At 40.5% G+C, this 21492-nt stretch carries 27 protein-coding genes; 14 read left to right on the plus strand and 13 right to left on the minus strand.

Annotation, left to right across the window (positions count from 1 at the left end):
• Positions 1-25 precede the first annotated feature (25 nt).
• The 7 genes from ettA to ACGHEH_RS01070 all read left to right on the plus strand — a co-directional run bounded on the left by ettA (position 26) and on the right by ACGHEH_RS01070 (position 5929).
• Entirely contained in the window at positions 26-1699 is a 1674-nt protein-coding gene (gene ettA / locus ACGHEH_RS01040) for an energy-dependent translational throttle protein EttA (RefSeq protein ID WP_390440997.1), read from the plus strand.
• A 123-nt stretch (positions 1700-1822) separates the two neighbouring features.
• Entirely contained in the window at positions 1823-2194 is a 372-nt protein-coding gene (locus tag ACGHEH_RS01045; RefSeq protein ID WP_390440999.1) for a PilZ domain-containing protein, read from the plus strand.
• Positions 2195-2236: 42 nt separating this feature from the next.
• Positions 2237-2641 (plus strand): DUF350 domain-containing protein, encoded by a 405-nt coding sequence (locus ACGHEH_RS01050; RefSeq protein ID WP_390441001.1) that lies wholly within the window; start codon positions 2237-2239, stop codon positions 2639-2641.
• Between the two features lie 8 nt (positions 2642-2649).
• Complete coding sequence (locus tag ACGHEH_RS01055; protein ID WP_390441003.1) at positions 2650-3234, plus strand: DUF1190 domain-containing protein; 585 nt, start codon at positions 2650-2652, stop codon at positions 3232-3234.
• Between the two features lie 28 nt (positions 3235-3262).
• A complete protein-coding gene (locus tag ACGHEH_RS01060; protein WP_390441004.1) occupies positions 3263-4432 on the plus strand; it encodes a glutathionylspermidine synthase family protein in 1170 nt (389 codons plus the stop codon).
• A gap of 84 nt (positions 4433-4516) precedes the next feature.
• A complete protein-coding gene (locus ACGHEH_RS01065; RefSeq protein ID WP_390441006.1) occupies positions 4517-5431 on the plus strand; it encodes a YgfZ/GcvT domain-containing protein in 915 nt (304 codons plus the stop codon).
• Positions 5432-5443: 12 nt separating this feature from the next.
• Positions 5444-5929, plus strand: coding sequence for a peptidylprolyl isomerase (locus ACGHEH_RS01070; protein WP_390441009.1), 486 nt, complete (start codon positions 5444-5446; stop codon positions 5927-5929).
• 169 nt (positions 5930-6098) lie between these two features.
• Here ACGHEH_RS01070 and ACGHEH_RS01075 read toward each other — a convergent pair whose 3' ends face one another.
• The 3 genes from ACGHEH_RS01075 to ACGHEH_RS01085 are packed head-to-tail and all read right to left on the minus strand — an operon-like array spanning position 6099 to position 7875.
• A complete protein-coding gene (locus ACGHEH_RS01075) occupies positions 6099-6632 on the minus strand; it encodes a hypothetical protein (protein ID WP_390441011.1) in 534 nt (177 codons plus the stop codon).
• A 13-nt stretch (positions 6633-6645) separates the two neighbouring features.
• Positions 6646-7536, minus strand: a complete 891-nt coding sequence (locus ACGHEH_RS01080) for a YdiY family protein (protein ID WP_390441013.1) — start codon at positions 7534-7536, stop codon at positions 6646-6648.
• Between the two features lie 6 nt (positions 7537-7542).
• The gene (locus ACGHEH_RS01085; protein WP_390441014.1) at positions 7543-7875 is read right to left on the minus strand and encodes a DUF440 family protein; all 333 of its coding nucleotides are present in this window, start codon (positions 7873-7875) and stop codon (positions 7543-7545) included.
• 146 nt (positions 7876-8021) lie between these two features.
• On the opposite strand from ACGHEH_RS01085, the gene ACGHEH_RS01090 reads away from it, so the two are divergent.
• The 4 genes from ACGHEH_RS01090 (at position 8022) to ACGHEH_RS01105 (ending at position 10876) form a co-directional block, all read left to right on the plus strand.
• Complete coding sequence (locus ACGHEH_RS01090) at positions 8022-8813, plus strand: crotonase/enoyl-CoA hydratase family protein (protein WP_390441016.1); 792 nt, start codon at positions 8022-8024, stop codon at positions 8811-8813.
• A gap of 44 nt (positions 8814-8857) precedes the next feature.
• Entirely contained in the window at positions 8858-9238 is a 381-nt protein-coding gene (locus ACGHEH_RS01095) for a CidA/LrgA family protein (protein ID WP_390441018.1), read from the plus strand.
• Positions 9228-9935, plus strand: coding sequence for an LrgB family protein (locus ACGHEH_RS01100; protein WP_390441021.1), 708 nt, complete (start codon positions 9228-9230; stop codon positions 9933-9935). Before ACGHEH_RS01095 ends, ACGHEH_RS01100 begins: the two co-directional genes overlap by 11 nt.
• Positions 9936-10048: 113 nt before the next feature.
• Positions 10049-10876 carry a mechanosensitive ion channel family protein gene (locus ACGHEH_RS01105; RefSeq protein ID WP_390441023.1) on the plus strand — a complete coding sequence of 276 codons (828 nt, stop codon included), beginning with the start codon at positions 10049-10051 and terminating at the stop codon, positions 10874-10876.
• A gap of 94 nt (positions 10877-10970) precedes the next feature.
• Here ACGHEH_RS01105 and ACGHEH_RS01110 read toward each other — a convergent pair whose 3' ends face one another.
• The 4 genes from ACGHEH_RS01110 to cysS all read right to left on the minus strand — a co-directional run bounded on the left by ACGHEH_RS01110 (position 10971) and on the right by cysS (position 13600).
• Positions 10971-11135: a hypothetical protein gene (locus ACGHEH_RS01110; protein ID WP_349286227.1), complete on the minus strand. Its 165-nt coding sequence runs from the start codon at positions 11133-11135 to the stop codon at positions 10971-10973.
• Positions 11126-11662 (minus strand): hypothetical protein, encoded by a 537-nt coding sequence (locus tag ACGHEH_RS01115; protein WP_390441025.1) that lies wholly within the window; start codon positions 11660-11662, stop codon positions 11126-11128. The genes ACGHEH_RS01110 and ACGHEH_RS01115 overlap by 10 nt, the downstream gene beginning before the upstream one ends.
• Positions 11662-11961, minus strand: coding sequence for a helix-turn-helix transcriptional regulator (locus ACGHEH_RS01120; protein ID WP_349286229.1), 300 nt, complete (start codon positions 11959-11961; stop codon positions 11662-11664). Before ACGHEH_RS01120 ends, ACGHEH_RS01115 begins: the two co-directional genes overlap by 1 nt.
• Positions 11962-12220: 259 nt before the next feature.
• Entirely contained in the window at positions 12221-13600 is a 1380-nt protein-coding gene (gene cysS / locus ACGHEH_RS01125) for a cysteine--tRNA ligase (RefSeq protein ID WP_390441028.1), read from the minus strand.
• A gap of 183 nt (positions 13601-13783) precedes the next feature.
• On the opposite strand from cysS, the gene ACGHEH_RS01130 reads away from it, so the two are divergent.
• Both ACGHEH_RS01130 and ACGHEH_RS01135 read left to right on the plus strand, forming a co-directional pair.
• Positions 13784-14275, plus strand: a complete 492-nt coding sequence (locus ACGHEH_RS01130; RefSeq protein ID WP_058030227.1) for a peptidylprolyl isomerase — start codon at positions 13784-13786, stop codon at positions 14273-14275.
• 87 nt (positions 14276-14362) lie between these two features.
• Positions 14363-15103: a UDP-2,3-diacylglucosamine diphosphatase gene (locus ACGHEH_RS01135; RefSeq protein ID WP_390441031.1), complete on the plus strand. Its 741-nt coding sequence runs from the start codon at positions 14363-14365 to the stop codon at positions 15101-15103.
• A 61-nt stretch (positions 15104-15164) separates the two neighbouring features.
• Here the strand turns inward: ACGHEH_RS01135 and ACGHEH_RS01140 are convergent, their stop codons facing one another.
• Entirely contained in the window at positions 15165-15686 is a 522-nt protein-coding gene (locus ACGHEH_RS01140; RefSeq protein ID WP_390441033.1) for a YdcF family protein, read from the minus strand.
• 35 nt (positions 15687-15721) lie between these two features.
• Positions 15722-16480 (minus strand): tRNA isopentenyl-2-thiomethyl-A-37 hydroxylase MiaE, encoded by a 759-nt coding sequence (gene miaE / locus ACGHEH_RS01145; RefSeq protein ID WP_390441035.1) that lies wholly within the window; start codon positions 16478-16480, stop codon positions 15722-15724.
• Positions 16481-16711: 231 nt separating this feature from the next.
• Between miaE and ACGHEH_RS01150 the strand changes: the two genes are divergently transcribed.
• Entirely contained in the window at positions 16712-17311 is a 600-nt protein-coding gene (locus tag ACGHEH_RS01150) for a Yip1 family protein (RefSeq protein ID WP_349286235.1), read from the plus strand.
• A gap of 102 nt (positions 17312-17413) precedes the next feature.
• Here ACGHEH_RS01150 and purF read toward each other — a convergent pair whose 3' ends face one another.
• The 4 genes from purF to folC all read right to left on the minus strand — a co-directional run bounded on the left by purF (position 17414) and on the right by folC (position 21480).
• Positions 17414-18940: an amidophosphoribosyltransferase gene (gene purF, locus ACGHEH_RS01155; RefSeq protein ID WP_390441038.1), complete on the minus strand. Its 1527-nt coding sequence runs from the start codon at positions 18938-18940 to the stop codon at positions 17414-17416.
• A gap of 32 nt (positions 18941-18972) precedes the next feature.
• Positions 18973-19467, minus strand: coding sequence for a CvpA family protein (locus ACGHEH_RS01160; protein WP_058030237.1), 495 nt, complete (start codon positions 19465-19467; stop codon positions 18973-18975).
• Positions 19468-19528: 61 nt separating this feature from the next.
• Positions 19529-20206 carry an SPOR domain-containing protein gene (locus ACGHEH_RS01165; protein WP_390441040.1) on the minus strand — a complete coding sequence of 226 codons (678 nt, stop codon included), beginning with the start codon at positions 20204-20206 and terminating at the stop codon, positions 19529-19531.
• Between the two features lie 11 nt (positions 20207-20217).
• Positions 20218-21480: a bifunctional tetrahydrofolate synthase/dihydrofolate synthase gene (folC, locus tag ACGHEH_RS01170; protein WP_390441042.1), complete on the minus strand. Its 1263-nt coding sequence runs from the start codon at positions 21478-21480 to the stop codon at positions 20218-20220.
• Positions 21481-21492: the final 12 nt, after the last annotated feature.

Raw genomic sequence — 21492 nt, forward strand, 5'->3', positions numbered from 1 at the left:
ATTTTGAACATGAAAGGTTTCATCTATGGCATTGCCAGATAAGTTTATTTATTCAATGCACCGCGTTAGCAAAGTGGTGCCACCTAAACGTACGATTTTAAAAGATATTTCATTATCTTTCTTCCCTGGTGCGAAAATTGGTGTACTTGGTCTAAACGGCGCAGGTAAATCGACTCTTTTACGCATCATGGCAGGTGTTGATAAAGAGTTTGAAGGTGAGGCGAATGCACTTGCTGGTACTAAAATCGGCTATCTTCCTCAGGAACCTCAATTAGACGAAAACAAAACAGTTCGTGAAACTGTTGAAGAAGCTGTAAGCGAAGTTAAAAACGCTCTTGCGCGCCTTGATGAAGTTTATGCTGAATATGCAATGGATGGCGCTGATTTTGACGCTCTAGCAAAAGAGCAAGGTCAACTAGAAGCTATTATCCAAGCACATGATGGCCACAACCTAGATAACGCACTAGAGCGTGCTGCTGATGCACTTCGTCTTCCTGAGTGGGATGCAAAAATTGAGCACTTATCGGGTGGTGAGCGTCGCCGTGTTGCTATCTGTCGTTTGCTTCTAGAAAAGCCAGATATGCTTCTACTAGACGAACCAACCAACCACTTAGATGCTGAGTCTGTTGCATGGTTAGAGCGTTTCTTACACGACTATGAAGGGACTGTTGTGGCTATTACCCACGACCGTTACTTCTTAGATAACGTTGCTGGTTGGATCTTAGAACTTGACCGTGGCCATGGTATTCCGTGGGAAGGTAACTACTCTTCTTGGCTTGAACAAAAAGATGCACGTCTTAAACAAGAAGAAAAAGCTGAAAAAGCACGTCAAAAGTCGATTGCTCAAGAGCTTGAATGGGTGCGTTCAAACCCGAAGGGGCGCCAAGCTAAATCTAAAGCGCGTATGTCGCAGTTCTCTGAACTACAGCAAAGCGATTACCAAAAACGTAACGAAACAAATGAGCTATTCATCCCACCGGGTCCTCGTTTAGGTGATAAAGTAATTGAAGTAAATGGCCTCACTAAAGGCTATGGTGACCGTGTACTTATCGACAATCTAAGCTTCAGCGTACCAAAAGGTGCAATCGTTGGTATTATCGGTGCTAACGGTGCAGGTAAATCAACGTTATTCAAAATGATATCAGGCCAAGAGCAAGCAGATGCTGGTACTGTTGATGTTGGTGAAACTGTAGAACTCGCTGCGGTTGATCAGTTCCGTGATAACATGGACGACAGTAACACTGTTTTCCAAGAGATCTCTAACGGTCAAGACGTACTGAAAATTGGCAACTTTGAGATCCCAAGCCGTGCCTATGTTGGCCGCTTTAACTTCAAAGGTAACGACCAGCAAAAGTTTGTAAAAGAGCTATCTGGTGGTGAGCGCAACCGTCTTCACCTAGCTAAGCTTTTAAAAGCTGGCGGTAACGTTTTACTACTGGATGAGCCAACCAATGACTTAGACGTTGAAACACTTCGTGCCCTTGAGAATGCGATTTTAGAATTCCCAGGCTGTGTAATGTGTATCTCGCACGACCGTTGGTTCTTAGACCGTATCGCTACACATATTCTTGATTACCGTGACGAAGGTCAAGTGAACTTCTTTGATGGTAACTATACAGAGTACGAAGCTTGGTTGAAAAAGACTTACGGTGCACAAGCTGCTGAACCTAAGCGTATCAAGTATAAGAAAATTAGCTAAATAATCTACGCATTAGCTAACTTTTGCAAATCATTATTACAAGCCCTGTTTATGCAGGGCTTTTTTACACTGTAGCCTAAGTGTATTAATATCTATGCTTAGATTATCTAGAATATTGAGAGAATGATGATGGAAGAACGTAGACGTTTTACGCGTATTTTGTTTTCAAACCCGGCGACCTTAATGACTGCCAGTGGTGATTACAATTGCCAAGTACTCGACCTTTCATTAAAAGGCGCATTGATCACCTTGCCTGTAGGCTATGTCCCCCTACAAGGTGAAGCCGCTAACCTAAAGTTTCATTTACCAGACAGTGATGTACTGATTTCAATGGAAGTCGAAGTAAGACATGTCGAAAGTGAATATTTAGGCCTTCACTGTAATCAAATCGACCTTGAAAGTGTGACACATCTGAAACGCTTGATTGAACTCAATGTGGGTGACGATGCAGTACTGCATCGAGAAATCGAACAACTTGCTTTTAAAAACGCTTAAACAAATTAAAAACTAACTATCAGATATAAGAAGAGATAAAAAATGATTTTGGAATCTTTACAAGGGTTTTTGCCTTTTATTAGTTATTTTGTAATCGGTTATATTATTACACTGTGCTTTTTATTTGTGTATACCTATATTACGCCACACTGTGAATGGCGTTTAATGAAAGAAAACAACCCTGCTGCTGCCGTTGCTTTCTGCGGTACTTTAATCGGCTTTATTTTACCAATCGCCAGTGCAGCGGTGAATGCGGTGTCACTTACAGATTTCGCGGTTTGGGGTGTGATTGCAGGCATTATGCAGCTAGTTACATTTTTTACTGTTCGCTTATACATGCCGAAGCTGTCTGAAAAAATTGAAGCACAACATTTGAGTGCTGGTTTATTTTTGGGTGCAGCCTCATTGGCTACGGGAGTTTTAAACGCCGCCTGTATGACTTACTAGGAGGCCTGATGAAACGTAGCAAACACATTAAACTGACTTTATTCATGGGCGCTACTGGCTCACTTGCAGGCTGTGGTGATAATGAAGAGTCTGCTTTGTTATTCCAAGATACGATGGAATGTAACTCTTTTGGTATTGAGTTAGAAACTTGTCAAGCTGAGTATCAACAAGCACTTGAACAACACTTGAATGAAGCACCGCGTTACGCCACCGAGCAATTATGTGAAGGTGATTTTGGTTTCGATAGATGCGAATCAAACGGCGGGATTTGGCAGCCTTTAATGGCAGGCTTCATGATAGGCTTAGTCGCTGAAGCCGTTGATGAAGGACTCGATGCCCTAAAGAAGAAACGTAAACATAAGCGTGCCATGTTAGGCGGCAAATACTATTCAGGTGCCAAACCTTTATACCGTAGCCGTGACGATTTCTTTAGCTATCGTAACTCTAACAATGACTATGTAGCCACTGCGAGTAGTAGCGGTTCTACACTCGTCAAATCAAGTAAAGTGAACTACAAAGCAAAACGAAAGCCCGTTACTCGTAAACGCGGTGGTTTTGGTCGTAGTGCTTCAAGAAGTAGCTGGGGAGGTTAAGCTAAAGCTTAACCTATAGTTTCACATTATGTTCAGAAGATCATCCCTGCCTCGCCCACACTGGCAACAACTCGCCAAAGAAACTGGCTTTAACTTTCATACCATGCACGGTGAAACTTATTGGGATGAAAGTGTCTATTACCAATTTACTTTACAGCAAATAGAGCAAGACATAGAAGATCCTAGTGTCGAACTCAATCAAATGCTGTTAGAGCTAGTTTCTAAGGTCTGTGACGACGATGAGCTCATGAAGCTATTTGCCATCCCAGAACAACAGTGGGATTTAATTCGTCGTTCTTGGTTTAGACGGGATCCGCATTTATACGGCCGCTTTGATTTTAGTTACAACGGCATTGGCCCTGCAAAATTACTCGAAGCAAATTTTGATACGCCCACATCATTATTTGAAGCAGGTTATTTTCAATGGCGTTGGCTTGAAGATATGGTAGATACTGGACAACTGCCTAGAAAAAGCGACCAGTTTAATGCCTTACAAGAAGCACTGATAAAACATTTTCGACAGCTTCATCGTTTTCATCGTGCTCAACGTTTATATTTCTCGTGCTGCAAAGACACAGAAGAAGATCTAGGTACAGTTGAATACATGCGCAGCTGTGCCATGGAGGCGGGTTTAAAAACTGGCTTTTGTTTTGTAGAAGACATTGGTCTTAATGACGCCAACCAATTATCCGACTTGAACAATAACCCCATAAGTTGGATGTTTAAACTTTACCCTTGGGAGTTTATGTTTACCGATGAGTTTGCACCTGCTTTATCGAATTTAAAAATGCAGTGGTTAGAGCCGGCTTGGAAAGCCATCATTTCAAATAAGGCGATTTTGCCTTTACTTTGGCAAATGTATGAAGGTCATCCAAACCTGTTACCTGCTTATTTTTCAAAAGATAAGCACAAACTCGATAGTGCCGCTGGTATCGTTAAGAAGCCGCTTTACTCTCGTGAAGGGGCAAATATAGAAATCACCAAAGCAGGCAAAACACTTGCTAGCTCTGGGGGCGACTATGGTGATGAAGGTTTTATTTATCAAGCATTTCATGCTTTACCAAATTTTGATGGCAACTACCCTTTAATTGGTAGCTGGATGGTAAAAGATGAAGCTGTTGCTATGAGTATTCGAGAAGACAGCTCTTTAATCACACAAGATCTGAGTCGCTTTGTACCGCATATAATCTTGGGCTAATTTGCAGCTTTTAAGTTAAAGCCATTTAAGCGTATTCTCAAATGCGCTACCATTAACATAAATCATTTCATAGGGATAAATACTATGTCGCACGCACGTGCTTTTCCTTTGAACCAACATCTCATTTCAGTTTCAGGCCAAGATCAGCTTAACTATTTACATGGCCAACTGACACAAGATTTGAATTTAATTAACGAACAGCAATTTCTGTGGGCAGGTCATTGTTCACCTAAGGGCAAGCTTTGGGGTGCATTTAAGTTATTTAAGCATCAATCAAAGTTTTATTTATTAGGCAGCCCTGCTGAATGTGAAGCTTCAGCGAGAGAGCTAAAAAAGTACGGGGTTTTTGCAAAAGTAGAAATCGAACTCCACGAAAGCCCAAAACTTTTCGGACTTTTAACCAACGACTTTTCTGCAACCTGTGCGCAATTTGAGATCTCATTCTCAGACGAACACAATAGTTGTGAGTTTGCTGGCGGTATTGCCCTGAAACTCGATGAAACTCGTCTAGTTGTTTTATTAAACAATAACGCAGAATTACCTAATGGCATTGCCCTTGAAAACGATGCAACTGAGTTTACAGAAGCAGCCATTTTAGCCGGTGAGCCATCTCTAAGCACTGATTACATTGAAGAATTTGTACCGCAAATGATCAACCTTCAAGCAATCGGTGGCATTAGCTTTAAAAAAGGCTGTTATACAGGTCAAGAAACTGTTGCACGTATGCGTTACTTAGGTAAAAACAAACGCGCTATGTATATAGTTCAAGGCTGTGCTTCTCAAGCAGTTGAAGACTCAGATTTAGAAATTCAACTTGAAGACAATTGGCGTCGTGCTGGCAAAATCATTTGCCAAGTGTTTAATACAAATTCAAACACCTACTCTGCACTGGCTGTATTACCAAATGATACACAATCAGATGCTACACTTAGGTTAAAACAATCTCCAGAGCAGTTGGTTTCAGTCCAGCCTCTTCCTTATTCTCTTGAAGATCAATAATTGGATCATATTATGAAAATCACTAAAGACGCCGTTGTAAAAATGCACTTCTCTGTTATGGATGATGAGCAAAATACCATAGATAACACTTATGACGGTGAGCCACTTGAGATTATCTCAGGTCACGGTTACTTAGTACCTGGCTTAGAAGCAGCTATTGCAGACAAAAAAGCTGGTGATACTTTCTCTGTAACAATTGAGCCAGAGCAAGGCTATGGTGAGCGTCACGATAACCTAACGCAGGTTGTTGAGAAGTCAATGTTCGACGGTATGGACATTGATGTTGGCATGCAGTTCAGAGCGACCACAGACGAAGGTGAGCATACTGTGATCATCATTGGCATTGAAGGTGATGAAGTGGTGATCGATGGCAATCACCCGCTATCTGGTTTAACGCTGACTTTTGACGTTGAAATTGTTGATGTTCGTGAAGCAACCGCTGAAGAACTAGAGCATGGTCATGTTCATGCAGAAGGCGGCTGTGGTCACGACCACTAATGCAACTATAAGCTATAAGCTATAAGCTATAAGCTATAAGCTATAAGCTATAAGCTATAAGCTATAAGCTATAAGCTATAAGCTATAAGCTATAAGCTATAAGCAAAAAAATAGCGCCAATGTTATGTTCGGCGCTATTTTTTATTTAGACTAAATGAGCTAACTATGTCTAACTAAAATCAAATGGGTCTTTGCGCTTTTTAATTGGCTCATATTCCTCGTCGTCTTCATCAATGTCAGCTTGTTCAGGGGTATTAATCACCTCAGGAACATGCTTGAGTGCTTCAGGAAAACTTGCAAGCAAGGTTTCTTGGTCATTTGTACCAATTCGATATTTAGTGCCATCCTTTAGTAGAATTTCGATCGCAGAGAAACCAGCAGCGGCATAAACCCAACCATCATGGCTGATGCGCATTCCGACACCATGCCGTAAAGAATTACGAACCGCTCTCACAGACTCTATATCATTAAAATTTAGTGTTTTCTTACCTACACCTGGGCCAAACCAAAAACTAACTGAATGGTTGCTTTGATTCACTTCAACAGTCAGACCATAAAAAGCAATAGCAACCAAAACGAGTAATACAGCAAAACCAATGATACCCGCATTAAACCCTATTAATTGCGCAGCAACGGCTAAAAAACTGCTGATCCACAATAAGATTGCCCATATCACCCATGCAAATTGTGTATGTTTATACATAAACTCTCTTTAATTAATCTTCAATTTTAACTGGAGTTGGACGCGAGAAATCTTGCAGTCCACCACTAAAGCTGTAAATCAATGTCGCACTGATTTCGCTGTCTTTTTTAAGTTTGTTTTCTTCTGGCTGTGAGTTGTGCCTGTAGGTATAAGCCACTTTAAAACCAATTCCGCCTAGCACTTGAGTTACCAGTGCTGTCTCACTCAAAACTCGGGTATTTAACCCTGATAGTGAGCGCTCAAAACTGATATCTTGGTTAAAACGCGTTCTCTCCGACACTTTACGTTCCCACTGTAATGCCAAACGTACTAATTGACCTTGCTGAACACGATCTACACCCTCTAACAAATCAATTTCATCACTGGTTCGGGTAATTGATAAACCAGGGCCTATGTCTAAATCAACAGTGTTCTTTCTGCCTTCAAATAAACGCGTGCCGTATCCGAGAGCAAAGGTAGCGGTATATTCTTTACCGTTAAATTCGTCGTCTTCGAAGTCCGCGTATAAGAAAAACGATTCATTATCCTCACCAATTTTATAGTTCCCTTGCATTGACACAAAGTAACGTTCAGCTGAAACTGTTTCATCCCCAGTCTCTGCGTCTCTGTCTTCGCGGTAAAGACCGTCAAACTTAAAGTGATTTCGCCAATGAGTGAAATCCTGATACAAATTGCCCTTTAATTTATAAGCGGTGTTCTCTGCGTTACCTTTGTTAATAATCAGGCCAAACTCAGTATCACCATATAAAAACTCCCCCTTGTGAAGTTCATGTATTTCTTCATCTGATAGCTCACCATATTCATGGAAATCTTCAAATGGGTCTACCGCATAAGTAGGGTTGCTGAAAGTAGCAAAGCAAAGACTGGCTGTGAGTGCCGGTATTGTTATTTTTTTTATTAACATGCTTATCTATTGAATGTTTTCTTCGGCTTCTTGCTTCCATAACACATGACAGAACGGCGCATCCAAATCGCGACTGATAAGAATTTTAGCAAGTACTTCATCACCATCTTCGTATTCAATGCCCACTGAAACTTGTACAAAATCTTCAAGATCACTTTCAAGAGATACAAACTCTTGCCAGCTATCATCGGGTTCACTGTCTTCAATAAAGCCAAACTCTTCATGATGTTGGTTAAATTCAGCAATATCTAACTCAGATAAATTTTGTGGTGCTAACTCTTGAAAAATTTCATAAGCTTGATGGGTTGCTTCTTCAATACTACAAAGACGTGCAGGCATAGAAAGTCTCACTAACAAATATTGTCGCTATAATACAAAACCGTCAATTACTTGGCTACGGTCTTGAGTCGAATTGATGAATTTACATGGCAAACAAAGCCATATAGAGTGTTAACTCTAAACCTATAATAACAAACAGGCTTACTATGGTTTCTCTCGAAATACTAAATGATATTGCTTACGTCACACTGAACCGTCCTGATAAACAAAACGCTTTAAGCGTTGAAATGTTTATCCAACTTGATCAATGCATTAAAAAAATCAAAAAACGTCGTGAAGTTCGAGCTGTAGTAATTCGTGGAGGTGGGGAGCATTTCTGTTCTGGGCTAGATGTTAGGTCCGTCATGGCCAAGCCTCTGAACATCGTTAAGTTACTATTTAAATGGCTGCCTGGAAACGCTAACCTTGTGCAGAGGGTCGTACTTGGATGGCACACTATCCCAGCACCTGTTATTGCGCTGATGCAAGGCAATAGTTTTGGCGGAGGTCTTCATATTGCGCTAGGTGCTGATATACGCATCGCCAAAAGCAACACACAAGTTGCAATTATGGAGTCACGTTGGGGCTTGTGCCCTGACATGGGCAGCGCACCTTTGTTACTTGGCATCACGCAATACGACAAAGCCTTATTGCTGAGTAGCCAAGGAGAGCCAATTGATGCCCAGCAGGCCTTTAAACTTGGATTGATCACTGAAATAGTTGAAGACCCTGAAAAGCGCTGTAATGAGATCATAGAACAACTCAGAACGCGCTCCCCAGATGCACTCGCTGCAATTAAACGGGTGAGCCAAGCAAGTTTTCATTTCAACCGCAGACGCATTCTTGCAAAAGAAACTTGGTCACAAATAAAACTGTTATTAAGTAAAAATACCCGTATCGCCATGCATAATGCGACTAAAGACGATCCAAAACCATATAGACTACGGGGCAAATGGTAAGAAGGTCGCATCGACACTCCTTACTGACTCTTTATACTTGAGCTATGAATAATACAAAAACATATCTTGTAGCTTGGTTTAAATTCAGCGCCAGTTTGATGTTGCTGATTGGCTGTTTATTTATCTCAAAGCTAACAACCTCATATTTTCAAATTGCTTTTCCCAGCGCGCTATTGGCTATGTTGATTGTGTTTGTCTTATTAATGACGAATATCGTGAAAGAATCTTGGCTTGCACCTGCTTGCCAGCCTATTTTGAAGTATATGGCGTTGTTTTTTATACCTGCGGGTGTTGGATTAGTTGAGCATATAGATGTCTTTGCGACTCATTGGTCATTATTGTTGCTGGTATTGCTGCTAGTACCTTTTATAGGGCTTGTCTTGGTTTCATTCATTGCTAGTTTAAGAGGTAAGCATGCTAAGTGACTTGCTTATCTCAACTTTTGTCTGCGCGACCATTACTGGGCTATTTATAGTTACCAGAAAGTTGAATAGTCAGTTTCCCTCTCCTTTACTTAACCCTCTGCTACTTTGTATTGTGATGCTGAGTGCAGTACTGATTTTTGCAGATATTAATTATCAGGACTTTTCCAAAGCCAGTTATCCCATTCATTTCTTTCTAGAAGTGGCGGTTGTCGCACTCGCCTACCCGCTCTATAAGCACACTCATGAAATTAAGCGCAGCTTGGGCTTGCTATTACTATGTGGTTTTATAGGTGTCACCAGTGCCTCATTAATTGCCTTCATACTATGTAAACTCTTTGCTGTACCTGATGAACTGTTAAACTCTTTAGTGGCGCTCTCAGTGACCACTCCAATTACACTCATTATCACAGAAGGATTAAATGGCATTCAAGCTATCGCCGCCTTTATGGTTATCTTAATCGGCATGTTTGGTGCCGTGTTTGGGTTGTCTTTGTTACATTTATTTAAAGTTAAAGACCAAAAAGTAAAAGGCCTTGCTCTTGGGGTAGTATGCCACGGTATCGGCACCGCAGCTGCGATTGAACACCACCCTCAGGCTGGTGCTTTTGCTTCGGCAGCCATGATAATCAGTGCATTGATCACCGCAATTTGGGTCCCCACGCTTTATGCTATATTGACGCAACTAAGTGGTGGTTGATTTTTTAGCGGATAAAGCAACTCATAAGTATTATAAAACAATGGGTTATTTTATTTCTTATGCTAACCTCTCATTAACTCCATTATTTGTTTTAAATTTATTAGGTATTGATCGTGATCCAACAAGAAATAGAACAAGTTGAACGTTACTACACCATTATTAAAGATTATTTAGTCAACTACAGCATGCAAGTGGCTGCTGCAATCTTAATCCTCATAGTTGGTTTGTGGGTTTCTAAGAAGCTCTCTAAAACGGTGGAACGTTTATTACTAAAGCATAATATTGATATTGCATTAACCAACTTTATTGCCAATGTGGTGAAAGTGCTGCTTATTGTGATGTTTGTGGTTATTGCCCTCGGAAAACTCGGGATCAGTATTACGCCGTTTGTTGCTGCGATAGGTGCAGCATCACTCGGTGCAGGCTTGGCTTTACAGGGAATGCTTTCAAACTATGGGTCGGGCCTTGCGATAATTGCTACGCGACCATTTGTTGTCGGTGATACGATTTCTGTTAAGGGTGAATCTGGTCAGGTTAAAATGATAGAGCTGGGCCATACCATTTTAATCAATGAAGAAAACGTCGAGATCACCATTCCTAACAAGCACATCGTTGGTGAAGTGTTACACAACTCATTTAATAATTCATTAGTAATGGGTGAAATCGGCATTGCGTACAGTGAAGACAGCGATAAAGCCATCAACGTTATTAAAAATATTCTCTCTGCTCATGGCAAAGTTGCAAATGAGCCGCATGCTAAAATTGGCATAGAGCGCTTCGATGATAGCGCGGTGATTATCAGCTACCGCTATTGGGCACCCACTACCGAGCTGATTGATACTAAGCTCGATATTAACCAACAAATCTATGCGCAGATTAAAGCCGCTGATATTGAAATACCGTTCCCGCAACGGGTGGTAATGATAAAGAATAACGACTAGATTAAACATCTTTTTGATGATTAATAAATGGTTAAAAAATAAAAAAGCTGTTCGAAGCGAACGGCTTTTTTATTTTGTTTAAGAACTGCTTAAGTTAAGGCTTAGGTGGTACCACAGGAGCAGTTGGATCAGATGAAGATGATTCAACTTGATTCGGTTCAACTGCTTGACTCTTCTTTGGCAGTTCAGGAGAATCTGAACCACTAACAATGATACCACCGCCAAAAATTAGCCTTAAGCTTTGTTTACTTAATTCCATTCTTTATCTTCCTCTTCAGACTTTATGTTTTTGATATATTTTCTATTAGATTTAAATACAAGTGAAAAACAAACCAGTGTTGAGATAACTATCATAAATTTCTGAAGAAAGTCTCGTACATAAAGTTTGTAATAGGCATTGTCTAGCCAGTCTATCCAATACAAATACACTTCAATAAATGTAATAAAATTACTAAATATACAAATAAGGCTAACAATTAGTAGTGTAGCTTCTTGAAGTGTATATCTATGTTGTTCATAAGCTTTTGTAAAAAAACTGATCTTTTGGAATTTATAAGCCCAATACCGTCTACCAAAAACAAATATAAAAAACAGTCCTGACATACTCATAGACCATAGATAAAACAATATTGGCTTCGTCATTGCCCAGCTTAATGTTGATAAACCTATAACTGAGGATAATAAACAGCAAAGTAACAAGTACCTAATATTTATATCTTTCCAAGTTAAAGCTAAAGTAAAAAGGCAAACAATTGGGCCTAACCAATCTAAATGTGGAATAGTCATTATTTCACCTCTTCAACATCTTTATTATTCTTATTTTCTTTGTCATTTTTCTTACCGAAAATATCAAAGTATGAGGCAGGATCGCGACCACTGATCAACAGTATGTCGATAAATTTACTGAGGGGAATTTCGTTCTTACCACTTTCCCAATTTGAGATAGTTGATTGGTCGCACTCAGATATCATACGTTTAGCAAGCTCAGCTTGGCTTAAGCCTAACTCTTGCCTAATTTGACGTACGAATCGTTGCGCTTCAACCTTGAAGCTAAAGGTTTTCCTTTTGCGCTCAGTTGCTTTCATTATTTCCTATCCATGAAAAGCTAGGTCCTAAGCTTTTCAATAAAACAATTTTAAGAGTTGAGTCACAGATGACTGAAATTAACAGCATAGTAACAGAGCAGTTTCATAATTGAAACACCCTTTAGGTACTTCATTAGACAATGATTTATCATACTAAAAAATAAAAAGAGTTCTTATTAACTTTAAGGCAAACATAAAAAAGGCTCAATATATCAATATCGAGCCTTTTTTATGTTTTTAGCTAATAGCTGATTTAGATTTATGCTTTACGCCAAGTTGTTTTACCTGCACTGTCTTCAAGTACAACACCCATCGCCGTTAACGCATCACGCGCCGCATCCGCAGCCGCCCAATCTTTATTGGCACGCGCTGTTAGGCGCTGCTCAATTAACGCCTCAATCTTAGCAACTTCTTCGTCGTCTTGGTCGCCTTGTAAGAATTGCTCTGGCTGTTGCTGTGCAATACCTAGCACTTCAGCTAACTTAACAAGAATAAACGCGTGCTCGCCCGCCGCTATTGCATCCTTTTCTTTTAGCAAGTTCACTTCTTTTGCTAATTCAAAGATGACTGGCAGCGCTTCTGGTGTATTGAAGTCATCGTTCATCGCTGTTTCAAAACGCTTGGCAAACTCTGTTTGCTTATAATCAACTTCAACGAGCTCTACACCACGTAACGCTGTATAAATACGCTCAAGAGAAGAACGTGCTTGATCTAGGTTTTCTTGTGAGTAGTTAAGCTGGCTACGATAGTGACCGTTAATTAAAAAGTAACGTACAGTTTCGCGGTCGTATTGCTTTAAAACTTCACGAACAGTAAAGAAGTTACCCAACGATTTAGACATCTTCTCTTTATTTACTTGCACCATACCTGTATGGATCCAAGTATTCACGTAGTTACCGTTATTCGCGCAGCATGACTGGGCAATTTCATTCTCATGGTGCGGAAACTGTAAGTCTGAACCACCACCATGAATATCAAAGTGCTCACCTAAATGTTTCTGGCTCATTGCACTACATTCGATGTGCCAGCCAGGACGACCTTCGCCCCAAGGTGATGACCAAGAAGGTTCACCTGCTTTGGCTTTTTTCCAAAGTACGAAATCTAGAGGGTCATCTTTGCCTTCAGCGACTTCAACTCGTGCACCCGCTTGCAGCATATCTAAATCTTGCTGAGACAATTGCCCGTATTGTTCAAATGTAGACACATCAAATAATACATCGCCGTTTTGCGCAACGTAGGCGTGTTTCTTCTCAACAAGGCGTTCGATCATTTCGATGATCTCATTCATATGACCCGTTACCGTAGGCTCAATATCAGCAGGTAACATATTCAATGCTTCGAAGTCTTCGTGCATTGATTTAGTCATACGCACCGTTAAGTCGTTAATCTCTTCATTATTTTCAGCTGCGCGCTTAATAATTTTGTCGTCTACATCGGTGATGTTACGTACATACGTTACATCAAACCCTAAATAACGTAGGTAGCGATTCATCACATCGAATGAAACATAAGTACGCGCGTGACCCACGTGGCAGAAATCATAAATGGTGATACCACACACATACATGTCGACTTTGCCTTCGACAAGAGGTTTAAACGGCGCTTTTTCACGAGTAAGTGTGTTGTATATCTGCAACATTGAGTCTGTTTCCTAATCCAATAATAGACATAAGCCGCAATCATAACACTTGAATTCGCCCTGCTCTATACCCGATTGCAGCTATTTCCCGATAAATACGCCATTAACACAAAGCTTTAACCTATTTATATTCTCCTATAAAATACATTCCTTTAATAAACATATATCGAATAGGTAACCACAATGGTTGTACTTCAAACAAACTTTGGTGAAATCAAAGTAAACCTTTTTGCAGAAGAAGCGCCTGCAACAGTTGAAAACTTTTTAAACTATGCAAAGTCAGGTTTTTATGACGGCACTATCTTCCACCGCGTAATCGACGGTTTCATGGTTCAAGGTGGTGGTTTCGCTCAAGGTATGGAACAAAAGTCTGTACAAGCTCCAATTCAAAATGAAGCAAACAATGGTCTGAGCAATAAAACTGGTACACTTGCTATGGCGCGTACACCAGATCCACACTCAGCAACAGCTCAGTTCTTCATCAACGTGAACGACAATGACTTCTTAAACTTCTCTAGCGAAACTTCGCAAGGTTGGGGTTACTGTGTATTCGGTGAAGTTGTAGAAGGCATGGACATCGTAAACAAGATCAAATCTGTTGCTACAGGTTCTGCGGGCTTCCACCAAGACGTACCACTTGAAGATGTGATCATCGAGAAAGTGACTGTTGCTTAAATCTGAGTGTTAAGCAATTAAGGCTAGGTATGCATCTAGCCTTGTCTTTTTCACTCTCACTATTCATTTTCTTTCTAGGCTTTTTGAATGGCATCTCGCAAAACCTACTTTATATCTGACTTACACTTAACCGAAGACCGACCTGATATCACCAATGCATTCAAGCTTTTTCTTGAAATGCACATGACTGATGACGTCGATGCTTTGTATATTCTTGGAGATTTTTTTGAAGTATGGATAGGAGATGATGGTCATACAGCCCTAACCGACGAAGTTGCCTCTCTGTTGAAATCTTTGTCAGACAAAGGCATTTCAGTCTTTTTTACCCATGGTAATCGAGATTTTTTACTTGGGAAGAAATATGCCAAGCAAGCAGGTATAACATTACTACCTGAACAACAAGTCATTGATTTATACGGTACGCCTACAGTGATATTGCATGGTGATGAAATGTGTACACAAGACATTGCCTATCAAAAATTTCGTAAGAAAAGTCGAGGCTGGTGGTGGCCTAAACTAATGCTAGCCATGCCACTCAGTTATAGAAGAAAAGTCGCCAAACAAGCGCGCCAAAAAAGTATTGAGAGCCAAAAAGGCAAGCCATTAGATATTCTAGATGTGACTGCTGATGCAGTTTTGGACATGTTTGCGAAACACCATGTAAAACACATGATCCACGGTCATACACACAGACCAAATGTGCACACAATTGAAAACAATGGCGACATCTTAACCAGAACCGTACTCGGTGATTGGTATTCGCAAAGCTCTTATTTAGTTGTCACTGATAATGAGCAAACGCTGTATCAAGGTAGCCCTTTTAACTGATAACTACCCTATGTAGAATCTGAATAGAGCGACCTAGGCTTTATCCTCGAGATGACCAAGGTTATTGAGCATTGGTATCAGCACTAGCCAATAATGTATCTATATTTTTAGCTTCTCTTTGTAACGCCTTTACTTCATGTGCTAATAACTTTTCTAGTTCATGATCACAAACAGGCGTTGGTGCTTCGACACATTCAAGCAAAAGTTCAGGACAAAGACGGTTGAAAATGTACTTTGCTCTTTTCATATGAAAACTCGAAGTGATCAGTACAACTTCAGAAATCGCTGCCTGTTTTAGGATTGGCTTTGCAAGCAAAGCATCTTCTAGCGTAAAACGGCTTTCGGCAATGGGTAAAAATTGAGTATCGGGGACACCCAACGCTGTTAAGTAAGCCTTTACGTAGTCTGCATGGGCCTGTTCAGTCACATTAAAATGCGCACCAAACCCGCCAGTACAAAGGATCTTTAACTCTGGATAATTTAAATGGTATTCGAAAGTTGTCTTACATCGTGATTTGACAATTTCAGACAACTCCCCTTGAGCATTATTTGGTCCGCCTAGTAAAACAATCGCTTTTGACATTTAGTCCCTTTAATCTGTCTTTTAATTAAGCCTTTTTAAGCTAACGTCGGCGCACCTGAATGGAATTTAAAGTCTTCATCAGGAGAGGCTATCAATTCAGCTTCTACTTCACCAAAAAATGCGACGCGCTCAGAGATGTCTTTACCTGCAATTTCTTCTGCCAGTGTCAGGTAGTCCTGATAATGACGCGCTTCAGAACGAAGTAAAGACACATAAAAATCACCGAGCTTTTTATCTACATGTGGAGCCAATTTTGCGAATCGCTCACAAGAGCGGGCTTCGATATAAGCGCCACAGATCAGTTTGTCGATGAGTTTTTCAGGCTCATAAGTGCGAACATGTTTAAGTAGTCCACTTGCGTAACGGCTTGATGCGCAATATTCGTATTCAACGCCGCAGTCATGCATTATCTCTAATACTTGATAAAAGTGATGTAACTCTTCTTTGATAAGCAAGACCATTTTATCAATTAAATCTTGGCCATAAGCGGTCTGTGCTTTAGGCACCATAGATTTATTCAGCTTATTGCAATCAGCTAAGTCTTGCCAACTGCCTGTTTTACGATAGGTAAAATCTTCATAGGGCTTAAGCCATTCTAGAAGCGCCGTGCCACTGTCTTTATCTACTGCATATTTACGAATTAAATACATAGCAGATTGCGCTGCTTTTAGCTCGCAGACCATATGGTCAATTAAAATGACTGGTAGGTTTTTAGGGTCTTTTGCTGCTTCAATCCAACTAGTTGGGGTTTCGCATTGCAAGAATTGATTTATTGGCTCTAAAAGCTTATCCAAGGCTGACTCTCAAAGTGACTTAAATAAAAATTATCGCCAATTGTATCATAAAACTCGCTCAGGCTAATGCATTGGATCAAAGGAAGATTATTGCGTTCAAAGAATTCAAAACTTTTCAATTAGACGAAAGTTTAACCATTCCTTGACAAAGAAATGCTTCTTACGCATAAATAACTATGAAAGATGTATAAAAAACACACACCCTTTGCCAAATTCTGATAAGGAGGCCTTATGATTTTAAATCATTTATGGGGCTTGTACGCTCACCCACTCGAAGAGTGGCAAACCATAGATAATCGTCATGAGAGCATGAAGTATAGTTTATCTCATATCGCGCTTATCGCATTAATCCCAAGTATTATGGGATACATTTCTTCTGTACACATTGGCTGGCGCATCGGCACATCAGACGTCGCATTTCTAACACATGAAAGTGCCTTATTGATTGGTGTCGCTATGTATTTTGCACTGATTATGGGGGTATTTGCTCTAGCCTATTTAGCGCATTGGATGGCGGTTACATTCGGAGCTAAGCCAACGTATACACAAACATTAGAACTTGCAGCTTATACAGCTACGCCGTTATTTATGTCAGCTGTTTCTGCTGTTTTTCCTGAGTTATGGTTTGTAGTGACTGTCGGTATGGCCGCACTGGCTTACTCTGTTTACTTACTTTATACCGGTGTGCCTATTTTAATGCACATCCCTGAGGAGCGAGGCTTTATCTATGCCAGCTCTGTAGTGACTTGTGGATTGGTCTTAATTGTAATTATTATGGCTGGAACGGCTATTTTATGGACTAATGGCATAATTAGCCCTACCTTTAGTTAGGGTACTCTGTTGAGTCCCTAAATTTTTGCTTTTATCCAAAAGTTAAAAGGAGCGAATAATCGCTCCTTTTTATATGTCTAATAAAAGTGAATAATTAAATAATTACTCGCCTTCTGACTCTTCTTGGTTATGTAACTCAAGTGAAGCAGACATTGCTTGCTCACGTGTCGATTTTGCAGAGTCATTACGTAACGCATCAATACGATTTAGGTATTCTTGATCGATATCACCTGTGATGTACTGACCATCAAATACTGATGTTTCGAATTCTGTTACATCTGGGTTTTCTTGACGAACTGCAGCGATAAGATCTTCAATAGATTGATAGATTAAGCCGTCTGAACCAATACTCTGGTTGATATCATCTACTTCACGACCGTGTGCAATTAGTTCTGCAGCTGATGGCATGTCGATACCATATACGTTCGGGAAACGAACTTCTGGAGCAGCTGAAGCAAAGTATACGTTTTTCGCGCCTGCTTCACGAGCCATCTCAACGATCTGAGCTGAAGTTGTACCACGTACAATTGAGTCATCTACAAGTAATACGTTTTTACCTTCAAATTCTCTGTCGATCGCATTTAGTTTACGACGAACCGATTTCTTACGCATTTCTTGACCCGGCATGATGAATGTTCGACCGATATAGCGGTTTTTAACGAAGCCTTGACGGTATGGCTTGTCTAAAACCGTTGCTATTTCTAGCGCAACATCACATGACGTTTCAGGGATTGGAATAACCACATCGATGTCTTTATCAGCCCATTCGCGTGCGATCTTCTCACCTAACTTTGTGCCCATATTTACACGTGTCGCGTAAACTGACATGTTATCGATTACAGAGTCAGGACGTGCGAAGTATACAAACTCAAAAATACACGGCGCATGTTGTGTATTAACAGCACACATTTGAGAGAATAGTTGACCATCTTCAGTCACGTAAATTGCTTCACCAGGCGCTACGTCACGGACAAATTCAAAGCCATCAGCTTTAAGTGCCACGCTTTCAGAAGCAAACATATACTCAGTGCCGCTTTCAGTTTCACGCTTACCATATACAAGTGGACGAATACCTTTCGGATCACGGAAAGCCACAATACCGTGACCAATGATCATCGCAATACTTGCGTAGCCACCTACAACTAGCTCATTCACATTTGAGATTGCACTGAACATATCTTCAGCCTCAAGTTTTAACTTACCTGATTTGCAAAGTTGATGCGCTAAGATGTTTAAAAGAATTTCAGAATCTGAAGTGGTGTTTACATGGCGGCGAGCTTGGCTAAATAATAACTCTTTAAGCGCTTCTGCGTTTGTTAGGTTACCATTGTGCGCTAAGGCAATACCAAATGGAGAGTTTACATAAAATGGCTGTGCTTCTGCAGAACTTGAAGAGCCTGCAGTTGGGTAACGCACATGGCCGATACCAATATTGCCTTGAAGGCGCTTCATATGGCGGGTATGAAACACATCTTTAACAAGACCGTTTGCTTTTCTTAAGCTAAACGTATTGTTATCGATAGTGATGATGCCTGCTGCATCTTGCCCACGGTGTTGCAAAACAGTTAAGCCGTCATACAAAGCCTGATTAACAGGAGATGTTGCGACTATACCAACGATACCACACATTAAATTTTTCCTCGCCGATTAACGGTTTCCGATTAACGGTTCACTGAATTTAAAAAGCTAGAGTTGTCTTCTAAGTAAGAGAAAAACCACTCAATAACAAAACTAAATTCAGGGATCAAAGTTGATGCTGTCCACCAAGGTGCATCGGGTGCACCGGTAAACGCATCCAGAAAAAACAGTAAGGCGCTAACGACTAATACACCTCGAAGTGCACCAAACACAATACCTATGATACGGTCGGTGCCTGACAGACCTGTACGTTGTACAAGTTCTGACAAAATATAATTAACAAGCCCACCCAACAGTATGGTCGCAAAAAATAATATGGCAATTGCGGCCGCATTTCTTAAAAGGGGTTCTGAAATGGATGTAAGGAAGGTTGCTAGATATTGATAGAATAAACTAGAAATGAAGAATGCGCTGATCCATACAACCAATGACATTGCTTCTTTTACAAAGCCTCGCATTAGTCCGAATAAGGTGGAAAGACCAACTATACCGAGAATCGCGTAATCAACCCAGTTCATAATAACCAACAAGTCGTTAATTTGGGGCGCATTCTATAAGAGCCAAGGGTCAATTACCAGATCATTTTGTTATATCGAATTGGGTTAGTCGGCCTTTTAGTTTTGTAAGCTTTTCTAACTCTGGCAATTTTTGTTCTAAATCAGTCTTATCTAACTGAGGACCAACGAATACTTTGGTTAACTCCCCATTGCGCGTTTTAATGGGTCGGGTAAATGCGGTAAAACCTGCGTTCTTTAGTTTTTTCATCAATGCTTCAACATTGGCTTTATGAGAAAAACTGCCCAGCTGTATGACGTACGCCATGCTGGTTAAGTTAGATTCCTCTGAACGTTGCAAAGGTGCTATTTCTGCCTCTACTACTTGCTGTTGAGATTTTACAACTTCAACCTCTGGTTTTGCCTCTTCAACAAATTGTATTGGTTGTGAGCTTGAATCGTTTGTCGCTGTGTTCACAACTTCTTTGATTTTTGAGCTATCCGCTTTTTCTGTAGAGGCTGCCTCAGCGTCAAGTGCAATCTCATCATACAGAGCTTCAGGTTTAATCTCAGGGGCAAACTCAGCTTTTGCGTCAATCTCTTGCTGAATTTCAATCGTAGTGAACTCAGGGCGTTCAGGAATAGTTTTAAAACCGTCTTTGAAGTGAACCTTTTCACCATCAAGAATATTCGGTATAAAAATGATGGCGGCAACCACCACAATACTAGTACCCACTAAACGGTTTAAAAATCCTGAGTTCACAGCTTATCTCTCTATTTTTGCCAATACTGAATTGCTTCTGCAACAGTAAAGAAGGAGCCAAATACAATCATTGCCGTTTGATCATCAAGTTGCGGTAACTGACTATCGAGTGCCATATGGACCGAATCAAACATGTTTGCGCTTTGCTGTTGTTCTTGCGATAGCAAAGGTAACAAGTTCGATGCTCGCTCTGCACGTGGACCATCTAAAGACGCTAATGACCAAAAATCAATTAGTTCAGACACTTCATTGATTACACTGGCTTTATCTTTATCAGCAAGCATAGCGATTAATGCATGTATTTTAAACCCTTGCTGCTTCAACTCTACTAATTTTTGCTTTAGATAGCGTGCTGATTCAGGGTTATGAGCAACATCAGTAAATACTATTGGTGAGTTACTTAGCTTTTGAAAGCGGCCTTCTACTTTTAAATCAGCTAAACATTTTTCAATCACTGATAGCTCAGGAAGTAACTCTAAACGAGCCAGTAATGTCAAAGCTGTGGCGACATTTTGTGCCGGAATACTTAGCTTTTCAAACTCAAACGAATGCGATTTATAACGCCAAACAAACGATGATTGTTTTGGTTCAAAGAAAAAGTCTCGCTTAGAGAGTATGAGCTCAGCTGAAATCTCATCACCATACTCTGTCACTGTATGTGGAATATTTAGATCACCCACTACCGCAGGTTTATTAGCACGGAAAATACCTGCTTTATCATAGCCAACTAATTCACGCGTATCGCCTAAGTACTCTTTATGGTCAAGGTCGATGGTTGTAATAACGCTTGCAATCGGCTCGACAATATTTGTAGCATCGAATCGACCGCCCAAACCCACTTCAAGTAAGACATAATCGACTTCGCAGCGTTTAAAAATCGCCAGAGCGCCAAGCGTACCAAATTCAAAATAAGTCAGGGGTGTTTCGCCCCGGCCTTTTTCTAACAAGTCAAAAGCATCAACATGATATTGATCGTCTAACTCTTTACCATTTACACGAACACGTTCGTTATAACGAATTAAATGTGGTGAAGCATACGTACCTACTGAGTAACCCTGAGAGAGTAGCAGACTTTCTAAGCAACGTGCGGTGGTACCTTTACCGTTAGTACCGGCAATCATGATGATTTTGGAGGAAGAGTTGAGAAGATTAACTGAATCAGCAACTTGTTTGATGCGCTCCAAACCCATTTCGATATGGGCAGGATGAACACGCTCTAAATAACAAAGCCAATCATCAAGGCTTGATGATTGGCAAGGTATATTTTGTGACATAAAAACAGCTTA

Source organism: Pseudoalteromonas sp. MTN2-4 (assembly GCF_042848605.1).
Taxonomy (GTDB): Bacteria; Pseudomonadota; Gammaproteobacteria; order Enterobacterales; family Alteromonadaceae; genus Pseudoalteromonas.